Origin of the sequence: Nonomuraea sp. NPDC046570 (assembly GCF_040645915.1) — a bacterium.
GTDB lineage: Bacteria > Actinomycetota > Actinomycetes > Streptosporangiales > Streptosporangiaceae > Nonomuraea.
The window spans coordinates 254,639-268,133 of the sequence record NZ_JBEYZF010000003.1 but is presented as its reverse complement, the minus strand read 5'-3'; the positions used below and the strand labels follow the sequence as shown (position 1 = coordinate 268,133).

The window sequence follows — 13,495 nt, the reverse complement described above, 5'->3', positions numbered from 1 at the left end:
TCTCCGCTGTCAAGGGCTGACATGGAGGTGAGCCGTTATGCGGGCGGTGACTACGACCCGGGGCATCGGGCTGGTCGACGGCGACGAGATCGCTCTGCTCGACGTTCCCCATCCCGACCTTGGAGCCGCGCTGGCCGATGGCGTCGAGCTCGGGGAACTGGCGACGGCGCCTGTGCGGGAGCGGGTGTCACGTGACGCTCTACGGCTGCGGGCGCCCGTCCCATCGCCGTCCAAGGTGTGGATCGTCGGGTACGCCTATCGGGCGCATCGTGTCGAAACCGGTCATACCGTGTCCGATGGCCGGGAGGACGGCGGGCCGCAGGTGTTCTTGCTGGCGCCGTCGGCGATCACCGGCCCGTACGACCCGGTCATCATCCCGCCCCTGGCCCCGACTCATGTGGATTTCGAGGGTGAGCTGGCCGTGGTGATCGGCCGCCGAGCCACCCGGGTGCGCGAGTCGCAGGCCTGGCAGCACATCGCGGGCTTCACGATCGCCGACGACGTCAGCGCCCGTGACGTGCAGCGGGGCCAGGTGCCCGGCTGGCCGGCGAGTCCGTCGACCGCGAAGAGCTTCGACACCTTCCTGCCGCTCGGGCCGTCGCTCGTCACGCCCGACGAGTTCGACAACCCGGAGGACCTGCTGCTCCAGACCTGGGTCGACGGCGAGCTGCGCCAGTCCGCCCGCACCAGCGACCTGATCTACTCGATCCCGTTCCTGGTGAGCCACCTGTCCCAGGTCACGACCTTGCTTCCCGGTGACGTCATCTGCACGGGAACGCCCGGCGGTGTCGGCGGCCCCGAAAACCGCTTCCTCGGACCGGGGTCGTGCGTCCGGGTGGAGATCGAAGGCATCGGGGCGATCGAGAACCGCTTCGTCTCCGCCGAGGAGCACGGATGACCTCTCCGGAAGCTGTCGGCATGGACGTCGCCGTCATCGGCGGTGGGCCGGTCGGGCTGGCACTGGTCAACGAGCTCGGCTGGCGCGGCGTCCGATGCCTGCTCGTCGAGGAGACGGACGGGACGGTGGCCTTCCCCGCGGGGGAGCACATCTTCGTCCGGACGATGGAGCACCTGCGCCGCTGGGGGATCGCCGCCCCGGCCCGCAACGGCGCCTGGCCGCCGCGCGACCTGCGGCCGGACATCGTCTTCGCCACCTCCGCGGTCGGTGAGGTCATGGCGCGGTTCCCCATGGCCTCCAACGCCGAGGCCGCGACGACACTGTCGGAGGTGTCCCCCGAGGGGCCGTTGCTGCGAGCCAAGGCGGAGCTCGACCCGCTGCTCGCCAGGACCGCCGCCGCGCACCCGACGGTTCGGCTGCTCCACCGCCGCCGGGCCGAGGAGTTCCGCCAGGACGCCGACGGAGTCACACTGACCGTTCGCGACCTCCACAGCGGGGCCGCCCGGGAGTACCGGAGCCGATACCTCGTCGGCTGCGACGGCGGTCGTGGCCGCACCCGCACAGCGCTCGGTATCCGCTACACGGGTGAGTTCGCCCAAGGTCACAACTTCGCGGTGTACTTCCGAGCTCTAAGCCCGGCCACGGCCCGTACCCGCTCCGGATGCACCAGCGCGGTCGCCCAGGCCACCACCCCACCGAAGTCGTGACCGACCACCATGGCCTGGTCGATGTCGAGCGCGTCGAGCAGGCCGACGACGTCACCCGTGAGATGCTCGATGTCGAAGTCCTCGATCTTCGCGGGCTCTCCGGCGCGCAGGACGGTCTCGCCGTAGCCGCGCTGGTCGGGGGCGATCGCCCGGAAGCCCGCCGCGGCCAGGGCGGGGAGTTGGTGACGCCAGGAGTACCACAGCTCGGGAAACCCGTGCAGCAGGAGGACCGGCTCGCCCTCGCCCTGCTCGGCCACGTGCATGTCCAGCTCACCCACCGGGACGGTGTGGTGGCGCACACCGCTGAGGTCGGCCGCCTTCACCGCGGGTCCTGCAGCCAGGAAGGCTCCGGGCCGTCGAGGACGGGATCGAGCGCGGCGGCCGCGTGCTCCGGGGTGACGAAATCGGCCTCGTCGATGCGGTGCACCTCGCGGCTGCCGGCGTTCTCGTAGATGTTCTCGCCGATCAGCAGGCAGTTCTCGTCGTAGGGCCAGAACGAGGCGACCCAGCGGTTGAGCTGGTAGAAGCCCTCGGGATCATCGGCTTCGATCCCCAACGCGATGAGCTGGTGACCGCGCAGGTGGGCGCCGAAATACGATTCGAGCGCGAGCCCCCAGTCCGCGACGGACATCCGCTCCTCCAACGGGCCGAACACCGTCGCGCCCGATGCGGCGAACCCGCTGTAGTAGCCCTCGACCTGCGCGCGGCCGTGGAGGACGAGCTGCCGGTCGCTTTCGTAGATCCGGTAGACCGGGTGCTCGACGAGCATGCCCGGCCCGAGGATCTCCGGCCACCGGCCCGCGATCTCGAGCATGGCGTGCCGCCGATAGTTCTTGATCATTGTGCGGTGCCGAGGATTCTCCACGACCTTCAGCAACTCGTCCGGCGAGGTGCAGACGTCGAGCGGATTGAACAGCTCCATGTCTTCTGTTCTCTCTGTCGGTGATCAGAGTGGGGGCGGTCGAACAAACGGTTCACCGATGATAACTACTTCTCTTGGCGCTGAGTCAAGAGAGTGTGCCCTGCTTGATCGGCGCGAGGAGTCTTGGCTGTGGTTCAAGAACCCTGGCGGCGTCGTACCTCCCTGTAGAGCAGCCAGATGAGATAGCAACCCCCGATCGCGGTCGTCACGACGCCGACCGGGAGCGCGATCGGAGCCAGGAGAAGCTGGGCGATGAGATCGGCGGCCAGCAGCAGCACCGCGCCCGTCAAGGCCGCGGGCACCAGCGTCACCCCGGCCGCACCGGTGAGACGGCGACCGATTTGGGGGGCCGCCAGCGCGATGAACACGATCGGCCCGGCCACCGCCGTCACCGTGGCGGTGCAGCCGACCCCGGCGCAGATGAGCGACACCCGCAGGCGGTTCAGCCGTACGCCCGATGTGATGGCCGGTTCGTCCCCGAGCGCCGCCTGGTGCATGGCCCGCGACAGCGCGCCGAGCAGCAGCGTGAACGCGCCGATGAGGAGGAACGGCAGGCCCACCTCGCCCCAGTCGACGCCGTTCAGCGAACCGGCGCTCCAGCCGGTCGCGGCCATCGCGACCTCCAGTTCGGCGCGCAGCACGATCCACGAGTTGACCGCGGTCAGGATGGCGTTCACCGCGATCCCGATGACGATCAGCCGCAGGCCGCTCAGCCCCGACTTCAGCGACAGCAGGTAGATGGCCCCCGCGGCCAGGAGACCGCCCAGCACCGAGCTCACGGCGAGCTGTGCGGCGGTCCCGCCCAGCACCGTGATCGCCACCAGCGCGCCGGTGTAGGCGCCGGCGTCCAGGCCGATGACGTCCGGGCTGCCGAGCGGGTTGCGGGTGAGGTTCTGGAAGACCGCCCCGGCCAGCCCCAGGGCGGCGCCGAAGACGAGCGCGGCGGCCACGCGGGGCAGCCTCCACTCCCGGATCACCAGAGCCGAGTCCTCGCGCCCGGCGAGTGCCGCGAGCACCTCCGAGGGTGTGCTCCAGGAACTCCCGTGGGAGAGGCCCAGGAAGGCGAGGACCAGCGCGACGCCGAGGAGCACGAGCGAGGCCAGGAGCGTACGCCGCCTGATCCTGACCGAGCACGGGCCGGCCCGCAGCACGATGTGGCTCACAGCCCTCCCGCCCCGTAGCGCCGGACGGCCCAGATGAGGACGGGGCCGCCGAGGAAGGCGGTGACCACGGACACCGGCACCTCTCCCGTCGGAAGCAGGACGCGCGATCCGATGTCGGACACCAGGAGCAGGATCGGCCCCAGCGCCACCGTGTACGCCATGAGCCACGGAATCGACGCGCCCGCCAGGCGGCGGGCCAGGTGCGGCACCATCAACCCCACGAAGGCGATCGGCCCGGCGACGGCCGTGGCGGCTCCGGCCAGCACGGTGACGATCACGAGCACGCTCACCCTGGTCCGGGTGACGTGGCTGCCGAGCCCCTGGGCGACCTGCTCGCCCAGGACCAGCGTATTCAACGACCTGGCCACCAGCAGGGCGCCGACCAGGGCGGCGGCGATCAACAGCAGCGGCAGGGCCATCGGCGCCTGCTCGCGCCCGGCCAGCGCCCCGACGGACCAGAAGCGGAACTCGTCGAACACGTCGGGCAGCATCAGGCGCAGGCCCAGCGAGACGCCCGCCAGCACGGAGCTGAGCGCGATCCCGGCCAGGACGAGCCGCAGCGGAGCGGTCCGGCCCACGGCGTAGACCAGGAGCGCGGCCAGCACAGCCCCGGCGAACGCGAGCGCCAACTGGGCAGCCTGCGACCCGGCCAGACCCAGCACGCCGCCCAGGGTGATGGCGAAGCCCGCGCCCGCGGTCACCCCCATGACGCCCGGCTCGGCCAGCGGGTTACGGGTCAGCGTCTGCACCAGCGCCCCCGAGAGTCCGAGCGCGGCGCCGACGCAGACGCCGAGGACCGTACGCGGCACGCGCACCTCACGGACGATCAGGTGGTCGTTGGTGCCGGCATGGTCGGCGAGGGCCCGCCAGACCTCGGCCGGCGCGATCGCCTGCGCTCCGACGGCCACGCTGGCGCCCGCGGCGGCGACCAGCAGCACGACGGCCCCGGCCAGGATCGCGGACCGCTTCAGATCAGTCCTCAAGCCCGGCGGTCCCGCGCTTCCAGTATCCGGTGAACAGCGAGTCGAGCCGTCCAGCGCTCCACTTCCGGAGCGGCTTGATGTCGCCCGCCTCGCCCGCCGCGAACAGGAAGGTCCGCTTCGCGGGCGCCGGTAGATCCTGTACGGCCCGCGCCAGGCAGGAGCGCGTGCCGTCGCGGACCAGCCAGACGACCTCCACCCCGTCACGCGAGGCGAGCGGGTAGGCGTGCTCGGCCGCGTCACCGGTCTCGATCACGATCTGCGCCGACACCTCGGCCGGGGACTCCGCCAGCCATCGCCCGACCGCCGGCAGCGCGGTGGCGTCGACCGCGAAGACGTAGTGCTCGTAGTTGTGCGCGAAGGCCTTGGCCCCCGGAGGCCCGGCGATCGTGACCTCGTCGCCCACCTCGACGGCGGCCGCCCAGGTCGAGGCGAGTCCGCCCTCGTGGAGCACGAAGTCCAGGTCGAGTTCGCGAGCCGCCGCGTCGAAGCGGCGCACGGTGTACTTCCGCGTCGTGGGCGCCGGGGTGGGCCAGTCGAGTGTCAGGTCCTCGTTGAGCACCGGATCGCGGCGCGTACCGTCCGGATAGGGAAACACGATCTTGACGTGATCGTCGGCCTGGTAGGTGTGGAACCCGTCCAGTCCGGGTCCGCCGAGGGTCAGTCGCAGCATCCGCGGGGTCACGTACTCGCGGGCGAGGACCGCGACGGTCCGCACCCCGATCGGATAGCCGATGCGCACCGTACCGCTCCCGTCCCGGTGATGGGAGGCGACGCGACCGCGCGGGTCGTGGCGGTCGGCGCTCATGGCGCGAGCAGCGGCGCGAACGCCTTGTCGATCGAGTCCAGGGTCCTGAGCGCCGACTTGTAGGTCGCCGCCTCGGTGTACTGGAGCGGGAAGACCTTGCCCGCCTTGACCGCGGGCAGGTTCTTCCACAGCCCGGAGTCCAGCACGTACTGCACCGCCTCGCTCACCGAGCCGTCGGCCTGCAGCGTGTAGGTGATGGCGTCGGCCTCCCCGAGACTCTTCGGCAGTTCCTCGATCGAGGGATACTCCGAGACGTCCAGCCCGCCGCCGCCCTTCTTCTTGACCTCGCCGTAGTAGCTCACGCCGACGTCCTGGGCGATCGTGGTGCCCCAGGACCCCGCGAACTCCCGGTGGAATGTCCCCTTGGCGATGTCCCCGTACGCCCCCACATGGCCGAACTTCAGCCCGGAAAGCACGTCCTTGTACTTGGCGGCCAGCTCCGCGGCCTTCTTCTCGTACGCGGCCTTGGCCGCCTCGAAGTCGCCCAGCCGCCCCCCGGCGTCGGCCTGGCGCCGCGACTGTTCGCGCCACGCGGAGGGCATGGTCGGGCTGATGGCCACGACGGGGGCGATGGACTTGAGCCGGTCCATGTCGAGGTCGGCCATCGCGGGCTTCGGGACGCCGATGACGATCAGGTCCGGCTTGGCGGTGGCGATGGCCTCGTAGTTGGTCTCGGCGGCGGTCTCACCCGCGATCTTGGCCAGGCCGTTGTAGGTGGCGAGGTCCTGCTCGCTCATCATCGCCAGACCGCGCCGCCAGGTGGAGATGCCGACGAGGGGGGTGCCGGCCTCGATGAGCGCCGGCACCGCGTACCCGGTCGCGACGACCTTCCTGGGCGCGGCGGGGATCGTGACGTCGCCGTTGTCGGCGGCGAAGACCCGGGTCGGCGCCGCCGTCTTCGCGGCGTCCGATCCGGAGGAGCCGCAGGCGGCCACGAACACGAGCGAGAGAGTCAGCGCACCGGCGAGGGGCCAGCGCTGTCGAAAGGACATGAGAGGTGATCCTTCAAGGGGTCGCAGGACAGGAAGGGGGGCGAGCCGCATCGGCGGGATTTACTTAGGTTAGCCTTAGCAAAGTTCCTCATGATGTCGATGGGAGGTCACCCGATGTCGGCTGGACGTCACTTCGTGGCGATCGGGACGGATCCGCTGTGGTGTGAGGAGTACGGCTACGGTCTGGGCCGGACCGGCGGCATCCTGGTGCTCAAGTACCGTGCGGCCGCCGTCCTGGAGTTCGGCCAGAGCCGCCAGGACTTCCTGCACCAGCTCTACTGGTCACCTGACGGCATGCTCTCGACCGGGTACGGCACCGCCGTCCAGTTCGTCGGCTCGAAAGAGGCGTTCTGGGCGCATCGCGCGGTGAGCCACGAACTGCGTGCGGCGGACCGGCAGACCGTCTACCGCGTCTGCCTGCGAGAGGTTCCGCCGGCGCTCGCGGGGCTGCGCGCCGGCGCGGTGTCCGTCGACGCCGAGGCGGCGCGGCTCATCCAGGAGATCGCTCATCCGGGCTACCCGGAGTGGGAGGCGCTGATCGCCCGCACGCGGATCATGGCGGGGCTCGGCGTGTCCACCCGGGAGTTCGTCGAGCATCACGCCAGGGGCATGGGGTTCGCGATGGCGGTCGCTCACGCGCTGTCGCATGATCCCGGTGACCCCGCCCGGCTCGACGAGTGGGCCGAGCGCCTGCACATCAGCCTCAAGACGCTGCAGCGCGACTTCGTCCGCGAATTCGGGATGCCCTATTCGCAGTGGCGGACAGGGCTGCGGTTGCGCGCCTCGCGGGTGTTGCTGGAGACGCAGCCGGTGACCGAGGTCGCCCGGCGGGTCGGCTACGCGTCCCCGTCCGCCTTCATCGCCGCCTTCACCAGAGAATACGGTGACACCCCCGGCCGCTACGCCTTGCGCGAGGCCCTGTGACGCTCATCGAGCGCGGTGGCAGGGTATGGGGGTGAATGTCGACCTGGATGAACAGCCGCCGCTGGTGCGGCGCGGGGAGAGCGGCGACGCGGACCGGATCGCCGAGATCTTCCTGGCCGCCCGAGCTGAGATGACCTACCTGCCCGACCTGCACACCGACGAGGAGACCCGCGACTGGATCACCGGCGTCATGGTGCCGAGCCACGAGGTGTGGGTGGCGGAGACCGGCGGGCGGGTGGCGGGGTTCGCGGCGCTGAACGGGCACTGGCTGGAGCACCTGTACATCGACCCCGCCGCGCAGGGCCGCGGCCTCGGCACCGCACTGCTCGAGCGGGCCAAGCAGCGGCGCCCGCTCGACCTGTACGTCTTCCAGCGGAACGCCGGCGCCCGCCGCTTCTACGAGCGGCACGGCTTCACCGCGGTGGAGTGGGGCGACGGCAGCGGCAACGAGGAAGGCCTGCCCGACGCCCGCTACCGCTGGTGAGCCGGAACTAATGAGATGCCCGCCCGACCGGGCCCTCCCTACACTCGGGGCATGAACGACTGGCGATCGGCCGCCCGCGAACACCACCCGATCTGGGACGACGACGACCGGGCCGAGGCCCTGAGCGACGCGGCGACCCTGGACCGGCTCGGCGTACGGCACAGCCCCCAGCCCGCCTGGGACCGCGGGCCGTACCAGCCCCTGGAGGCGTACGGCCGGCCGCTGCCCTCGCTGGTGCTCGCCCTCCCCAGGCACACCCTGCCCGAGCGCCTGCCGCCGGGCGGGCGGGACTGGATCGCCGTGGAGCACCACTCCCAGGGCTTCACCTGCTTCCACGACGACCTGGTGCTCACCGTGCTGCGCCCGAGGCCGGGCGTCCAGGAGGCGATGGAACGGCTCAGCGACCTCTACCTCGGCGGCAACCTGGAGCACCCGACGATCGACCAGCTCGTGGAGTACCGCGAGCGGCTGCGCGAACTGCTCGGCGTCGAGTGCCCGCCGCACAGCACATGGTTCCAGGAGGCCTGCTACCCGATTGACCTGGGCGGCCTGGCCGTGCTCACCGACGAGGAGCTCGACGTGCCGGAGGACGCCGAGCTGTTCGTCCTGGGCCCGAACGGCGACACCGTGCCGCTCGAGGAGGCCGGACGGGAGCCGGAGAACCCGGACGCCACCGTCGTTGGCCGGGGGACTGAGGTGGAGGACCTGGACGCCGCCGCCGTGCGTCAGGGGTCGGAGGCGGAGCCGTACCAGCCGCTGGCTGCCTATGGGCTCGTCGCGCCCGTGCTCGTCCTGGCCGACATCGGCGGACGCCTTGATCCGCTGCCGAAGGAGCGGGACTGGCTCGCCGTCCGTCACGGTGACTGGGACCTCGTGCTCACCCCCCTCGAACCGGCCGCCGAGGCCGGGCCGGGGCTGCTGCGGCTGGCGGGCGAGTACGCCGATCTCGTCGCCGACCCGCCCACGCTGGACGAGCTGGTGGCCTACCGCGACCGGCTGCGCGAACTGGTGGGCGCCGGCTGCACCGACGGGAGCGCCCCGCTGGGCGGCGGCCTGTGCCCCATCGACCTGGCCGAACTGCCCCGCCTGACCGGCCACGACGTCCAGGCGCCCGCCGGGGGCCGCACCTGGGAACTGCTCCTGCTGGTCTGACCGGAGCCGCCGACGGGTAGGTATCCGGCCATACGTCGTCTGAGTTTCGGGGGAAATCATGACGAACGTGGGGACCGCCTATCTCGTCGGCGGTGGGATCGCGTCGCTGGCCGCGGCCGTGTTCCTGGTGCGGGACGCCGGAGTCGACGGTGGGAGCGTACGCGTCCTGGAGGAACTGCCGGTCGCCGGAGGCGCGCTGGACGGTTCCGGCGACCCCGTCAAGGGCTACGTCACGCGCGGTGGCCGGATGCTGGAGGAGGAGGCCTACGTCTGCCTGTGGGACCTGCTCGACTCGGTGCCGACGCTGACCGATCCGGACACGACGGTCAAGCAGGAGATCTGGGACTTCAACCGGACCTGGCGTACCAAGGCGGGCGCCCGGCTGGTCAACGCCCGGCACGAGATCCTCGACGCCGCCGACCTGGGCCTGAGCGCCAGGGATCGGGCCGAGTTGTTCCGCGTCCTGGCGCTGCCCGAGCGGGTGATCGGCTCGCGGCGGATCGACGAGTTCTTCTCCGAGCACTTCTTCACCACCAACTTCTGGGCGATGTGGCGCACCACCTTCGCCTTCCAGACCTGGTCCAGCGCGATCGAGCTGAAGCGCTACCTCCTGCGCTTCACCCAGGAGTTCCCGCGCATCCACACCCTGGCCGGGGTCCGCCGCACGGTGCTCAACCAGTACGACTCGATCGTCCGCCCGGTGCAGAAGTGGCTGACCGACAGGGGCGTCGTCTTCGAGTACGGCACGACCGTCACCGACATCGACTTCGAGCAGGAGGGCGGCGCCCGGCGGGTCACCCGCCTCGTCACCCAGCACGGCCCGCGCGACCTCGGCCCCGGTGACCTCGCCTTCATCACCCTCGGATCCATGACCTCCGACTCCACCTACGGCGACGACGACCACGCCGCCGAACTGATCAGGGACGGACGCGACGGTGGGTTCCGGCTGTGGCGGAACATCGCCGGGAAGGCGCCCGACTTCGGCCGCCCCGACGTGTTCTCCGGGAACGTGGACCAGACCAAGTGGGTGTCCTTCACGCTCACCATGCGCAGCCCGCTGCTGCTGCGCCGCATCGAGGACTTCTCCGGCAACGCCCCCGGCACCGGCGCGCTGATGACGTTCGTCGACTCCGGCTGGCTGATGTCGATCGTGGTCCCGTACCAGCCGCACTTCGCCGGCCAGCCCGACGACGTCTTCACCCTGTGGGGCTACGGCCTGTTCCCCGACCGGCCGGGCGACCACGTGCCGGTGACCATGGCGCAGGCCACCGGCCAGGAGATGCTCACCGAGCTGGTCCGGCAGCTCGGCTTCGAGGACGACCTGGAGGAGATCAGGCGCACCACGAAGGTCATCCCGGTGATGATGCCGTACATCACCAGCCAGTTCCAGCCGCGGGGCGTCGACGACCGGCCGCTCGTGGTGCCCAAGGGGGCGGCCAACTTCGCCTTCCTCGGTCAGTTCACCGAGATTCCGGAGGACGTCGTGTTCACCGTGGAGTACTCGGTGCGCGGGGCCATGCACGCGGTCTACGGGCTGCTCGGCGTCGACCGGAAGATCCCCGGCATCTACCACGCGCTGGCCGACCCGAAGGTGGCCTTCGAGGCGCTCAAGACGGCCTTGACCTAGCGGTCAGGACCTCGTGATCACTTGCCGAGGAGGTCGCGGATCGCCTGGAGCACGGCGTCGGGGCGGCGGAAGTGGAGGGTGACGTGTCCGACGCCGTCGACCGAGCGGTTCTCGCCGTGCGAGACCGACGCGGCCCAGTCTGTGTAGAGCCGTCGCTTGCCTTCGAGCTCCGCCTGGAGCAGCGACTCGGGCACGCCGTGGGGCACCGCCTCCCTGAACGGGTCGTTCCCCATGGCGGTGAGGACGATCAACGGCACGTCGGCCAGCGGTCCCGAACGGCGGAGCTCGTCGTCGAGGTTCTTTGCCTCCTGGGAGCCGGCCCGCAGCCATTCCAGGCTGACGTGGCGGTCGATGAGCACCTCGCGGATCTCTTCCGGCCAGTCCTCCATCTCGCGCGCGAACACGCCGCGGTAGAACTGGACGAGCTCGTCGGGCAACTCGTCGGGGAGCTCCTGGTCGAGGTCCCACGAGTTCCAGATCTCGACCAGTTCCGGGGGCATGTAGTCCTTGTAGTCCTCATGCGAGGGGTCCAGCAGGAGCAACCCGGCCACCTCGCCGGTGGCCAACAGGCCCACGCCGGACCGCAGCGCCCATCTGCTGAGCACGATCCTGTTCCCGGTCGAGGAACTGCCACGGCACAGGACCGGCACGCGGACCGACCACCAACAGTGAGTCCGAGCCGCCGGCCAGGTTTGATCACGCGCGGAGTCCGGCCAGGCGGGCGCGGGCGCCGGCACCGGCCGATCTCCAGGTCACGATTTGCAGGAGCGGTCTACCAGTCGCCGCCCTCCTCCTCATCGCTCTCGAAGATCTCCTCGACGACCTCGGCGGCGACGAAGCCGCCGACCACGCCGGCCGCACCGGCCGCGGCCACGGTGCCCCAGCCGGGACCGTCGTGGTGGCCGCCGTGGTGCCCGTGTTCCTCGTGGTGGCCGTAGCCGTGGTGGCCCGCCGTGCCGTACTGGGAGAGGCTGGACAGCCAGCCGTTGATCTCGCTCGCCCAGTCGCGGTGCAGCGCCTCCTGGTGGCCGACCCGGAAGCGGCCGATCGCGTCCGACGAGCCGCCGTAACGGCCGCCGCGCTTGTCGGCCTCCAGGATCACCTCCAGGCCCTCGGGGTCGGCGACGAAGGTCAGCTCGATCTCGTTGACGTACCCGGCGTGCTGGGCGGGCGGGTAGAACTCGATCTCCTGGAAGAACGGGAGCTGCTGGTGCACGCCGTGGATCCGGCCCAGCTCGAAGTCGGCCGACTTGAAGTGGAAGCCCAGCTCCGCGAACGCCCGCAGGATCCGCTCCTGGGAGGGCAGCGGCTCCACCGCGACCATGTCCAGGTCGCCCTTGTCGATCGCCTTGGCGATGGCCAGCTCGGTGCGCACGCCCATGGCCATCCCCGGCAGGTGCTGCCCGGCGACCTCGCTGACCGGCGTCTCCCACGGCACCGGGATCTGGAACGGCACGGACCGCTCCTCACCCTGGCGCAGCGTGAAGGGACCCGACACCTCGGTACGGTAGAACTCCGCCAGGCCGCTCTGCTCACCCTCGCCATGCTCGGCCTCGACCCTGGTCACCAGCCCCAGCGCGATGTGCTCGATCTCGGCGTCGAAGTCGCCGCCCTTGAGCCTCACCTCGCCCATGAGCAGGCCGCCCGGCTGGATCCGGGGGGTGGCCAGGACGGTGTCGACGGTGGGCGCGCCGACGCCGAACGCGCCAAGCATCCTCTTGAAGATCACGTTTGCCTCTCCTGTTCACGGCAGTGCTGCCGTACGTCGAACGATCATCGACGCGTGCTGGTTCCTGCCTGCTCACGGGCCAGCAGCAGGTCCAGTTTGGCGTGCAGGGTGGCCAGCTCGTCCTTGAGTTGGCTCACTTCGGCCTCGGTGTCGGCCTCGTTCATGGCGTTGACCACGACCGCGATGAACAGGTTCAGTGCGACGAAGGTGGACATGAGGATGTAGGCGATGAAGAAGACCCACGCCCATGGTTTGTGCTCCATCACCTCCTTGGCCACGGTGCCCCAGTCGTCGCCCGTCATGATCTGGAACAGCGTGAACAGGGAGTGCGGCAGCTCGTCGAACCGCTCGGGCACGACGTCGCCGAAGAGCTGGGTGGCGATCACGGCGGCGATGTAGATGAGCAGGATCAGCAGGCCGACGATGGAGGCCATGCCCGGGAAGGCGGTCAGCAGCGCGCCGACCACCTTGCGCATGCTCGGCACCGCCGAGACCAGCCGGAGCGCCCGCAGGATCCGCAGCGCCCGCATGACCGACAGCGGGCCGGTGGCGGGTACCAGGGCGATGACGACGATCACGGTGTCGAACCAGTTCCACGGGTCCTTGAAGAAGTCGCGCCGGTAGGCGTACAGACGGGCGGCGATCTCCGCCACGAACACGGCGAGCGCGATCCGGTCGATCGCGTGCAACGTGCCGCCGAGACGCTCCATCAGGTAGGAGCTGGTCTCGCAGCCGATGGTGACGGCGTTGACGAGGATGACGACGATGATCGCTCGCTGGACGAACCGGGTCTCAAGGGCGGAACGTACGCGTTCTTGCCTTGACAACTGGACCGCTCCCGGGGGTTAGGGGACAGAACATGATCATGGTAAGGCTCGGCCGTCCGCTCCGCTGGAGGAGGAGGACGAGCGCGGGCAGGGAGGGGCGAGCGGTGACGTGCTCAGCTCCCACGCCATCGGCGAAGAACTCCTCACCCGCTCCTACGCCGCCCGCGCCCTCGACGTCCCCGCCACGAGCGAAGCGCTCGCGCACCTCCTGCCCGCGCCGGGAGGCCAGGCGAGGTTCCTGAACCCCGGCCTTCCGACCGCGGCACCCGGGCGGTAGGTCTC

The 13,495-nt window shown here is 70.5% G+C and carries 16 protein-coding genes; 7 read left to right on the top strand and 9 right to left on the bottom strand.

The window, feature by feature from the left end; translation table 11 throughout:
* The first annotated feature begins 37 nt into the window (after positions 1-37).
* Positions 38-898: a fumarylacetoacetate hydrolase family protein gene (locus tag ABZ911_RS07330; RefSeq protein ID WP_358052887.1), complete on the top strand. Its 861-nt coding sequence runs from the start codon at positions 38-40 to the stop codon at positions 896-898.
* The gene (locus tag ABZ911_RS07325; RefSeq protein ID WP_358052885.1) at positions 895-1,605 is read left to right on the top strand and encodes an FAD-dependent monooxygenase; all 711 of its coding nucleotides are present in this window, start codon (positions 895-897) and stop codon (positions 1,603-1,605) included. The genes ABZ911_RS07330 and ABZ911_RS07325 overlap by 4 nt, the downstream gene beginning before the upstream one ends.
* Here the strand turns inward: ABZ911_RS07325 and ABZ911_RS07320 are convergent.
* The 6 genes from ABZ911_RS07320 to ABZ911_RS07295 all read right to left on the bottom strand — a co-directional run bounded on the left by ABZ911_RS07320 (position 1,500) and on the right by ABZ911_RS07295 (position 6,470).
* Entirely contained in the window at positions 1,500-1,928 is a 429-nt protein-coding gene (locus ABZ911_RS07320) for an alpha/beta hydrolase (protein ID WP_358052883.1), read from the bottom strand. The genes ABZ911_RS07325 and ABZ911_RS07320 overlap by 106 nt on opposite strands.
* Entirely contained in the window at positions 1,925-2,527 is a 603-nt protein-coding gene (locus tag ABZ911_RS07315) for a hypothetical protein (protein ID WP_358052881.1), read from the bottom strand. Before ABZ911_RS07315 ends, ABZ911_RS07320 begins: the two co-directional genes overlap by 4 nt.
* 134 nt (positions 2,528-2,661) lie before the next feature.
* Positions 2,662-3,690: an iron chelate uptake ABC transporter family permease subunit gene (locus ABZ911_RS07310; protein ID WP_358052879.1), complete on the bottom strand. Its 1,029-nt coding sequence runs from the start codon at positions 3,688-3,690 to the stop codon at positions 2,662-2,664.
* The gene (locus ABZ911_RS07305; RefSeq protein ID WP_358052877.1) at positions 3,687-4,673 is read right to left on the bottom strand and encodes an iron chelate uptake ABC transporter family permease subunit; all 987 of its coding nucleotides are present in this window, start codon (positions 4,671-4,673) and stop codon (positions 3,687-3,689) included. The genes ABZ911_RS07310 and ABZ911_RS07305 overlap by 4 nt, the downstream gene beginning before the upstream one ends.
* On the bottom strand, positions 4,663-5,478 hold the full coding sequence (locus ABZ911_RS07300; protein ID WP_358052875.1) for a siderophore-interacting protein: 816 nt from the start codon (positions 5,476-5,478) through the stop codon (positions 4,663-4,665). Before ABZ911_RS07300 ends, ABZ911_RS07305 begins: the two co-directional genes overlap by 11 nt.
* Positions 5,475-6,470, bottom strand: coding sequence for an ABC transporter substrate-binding protein (locus tag ABZ911_RS07295; RefSeq protein ID WP_358052873.1), 996 nt, complete (start codon positions 6,468-6,470; stop codon positions 5,475-5,477). Before ABZ911_RS07295 ends, ABZ911_RS07300 begins: the two co-directional genes overlap by 4 nt.
* 114 nt (positions 6,471-6,584) lie before the next feature.
* Between ABZ911_RS07295 and ABZ911_RS07290 the strand changes: the two genes are divergently transcribed.
* From ABZ911_RS07290 to ABZ911_RS07275, 4 genes are read left to right on the top strand one after another with little or no spacing between them, the layout of a single operon-like run.
* Positions 6,585-7,394 (top strand): AraC family transcriptional regulator, encoded by an 810-nt coding sequence (locus ABZ911_RS07290; RefSeq protein ID WP_358052871.1) that lies wholly within the window; start codon positions 6,585-6,587, stop codon positions 7,392-7,394.
* Between the two features lie 31 nt (positions 7,395-7,425).
* On the top strand, positions 7,426-7,878 hold the full coding sequence (locus ABZ911_RS07285) for a GNAT family N-acetyltransferase (protein WP_358052869.1): 453 nt from the start codon (positions 7,426-7,428) through the stop codon (positions 7,876-7,878).
* 51 nt (positions 7,879-7,929) lie between these two features.
* Positions 7,930-9,030, top strand: a complete 1,101-nt coding sequence (locus ABZ911_RS07280) for a hypothetical protein (RefSeq protein WP_358052867.1) — start codon at positions 7,930-7,932, stop codon at positions 9,028-9,030.
* Between the two features lie 58 nt (positions 9,031-9,088).
* Positions 9,089-10,657, top strand: coding sequence for an oleate hydratase (locus tag ABZ911_RS07275; RefSeq protein ID WP_358052865.1), 1,569 nt, complete (start codon positions 9,089-9,091; stop codon positions 10,655-10,657).
* A gap of 17 nt (positions 10,658-10,674) precedes the next feature.
* Here ABZ911_RS07275 and ABZ911_RS07270 read toward each other — a convergent pair whose 3' ends face one another.
* The 3 genes from ABZ911_RS07270 to ABZ911_RS07260 all read right to left on the bottom strand — a co-directional run bounded on the left by ABZ911_RS07270 (position 10,675) and on the right by ABZ911_RS07260 (position 13,213).
* Positions 10,675-11,262: a hypothetical protein gene (locus ABZ911_RS07270; protein WP_358052863.1), complete on the bottom strand. Its 588-nt coding sequence runs from the start codon at positions 11,260-11,262 to the stop codon at positions 10,675-10,677.
* A gap of 167 nt (positions 11,263-11,429) precedes the next feature.
* Entirely contained in the window at positions 11,430-12,386 is a 957-nt protein-coding gene (locus ABZ911_RS07265) for a sporulation protein (RefSeq protein WP_358052861.1), read from the bottom strand.
* A 44-nt stretch (positions 12,387-12,430) separates the two neighbouring features.
* Complete coding sequence (locus ABZ911_RS07260; RefSeq protein WP_358052859.1) at positions 12,431-13,213, bottom strand: ion transporter; 783 nt, start codon at positions 13,211-13,213, stop codon at positions 12,431-12,433.
* Positions 13,214-13,322: 109 nt separating this feature from the next.
* Here ABZ911_RS07260 and ABZ911_RS07255 point away from each other — a divergent pair, with 109 nt between their 5' ends.
* Positions 13,323-13,490: a hypothetical protein gene (locus tag ABZ911_RS07255; protein WP_358052857.1), complete on the top strand. Its 168-nt coding sequence runs from the start codon at positions 13,323-13,325 to the stop codon at positions 13,488-13,490.
* The last annotated feature ends 5 nt before the right edge of the window (positions 13,491-13,495 follow it).

Bases quoted from the DNA above. Each gene is read 5' to 3' on its own strand.
- ABZ911_RS07330 (WP_358052887.1), top strand. From the start codon at position 38: ATGCGGGCGGTGACTACGACCCGGGGCATCGGGCTGGTCGACGGCGAC.
- ABZ911_RS07275 (WP_358052865.1), top strand. From the start codon at position 9,089: ATGACGAACGTGGGGACCGCCTATCTCGTCGGCGGTGGGATCGCGTCG.
- ABZ911_RS07300 (WP_358052875.1), bottom strand. From the start codon at position 5,478: ATGAGCGCCGACCGCCACGACCCGCGCGGTCGCGTCGCCTCCCATCAC.
- ABZ911_RS07325 (WP_358052885.1), top strand. From the start codon at position 895: ATGACCTCTCCGGAAGCTGTCGGCATGGACGTCGCCGTCATCGGCGGT.
- ABZ911_RS07315 (WP_358052881.1), bottom strand. From the start codon at position 2,527: ATGGAGCTGTTCAATCCGCTCGACGTCTGCACCTCGCCGGACGAGTTG.
- ABZ911_RS07290 (WP_358052871.1), top strand. From the start codon at position 6,585: ATGTCGGCTGGACGTCACTTCGTGGCGATCGGGACGGATCCGCTGTGG.
- ABZ911_RS07280 (WP_358052867.1), top strand. From the start codon at position 7,930: ATGAACGACTGGCGATCGGCCGCCCGCGAACACCACCCGATCTGGGAC.
- ABZ911_RS07295 (WP_358052873.1), bottom strand. From the start codon at position 6,470: ATGTCCTTTCGACAGCGCTGGCCCCTCGCCGGTGCGCTGACTCTCTCG.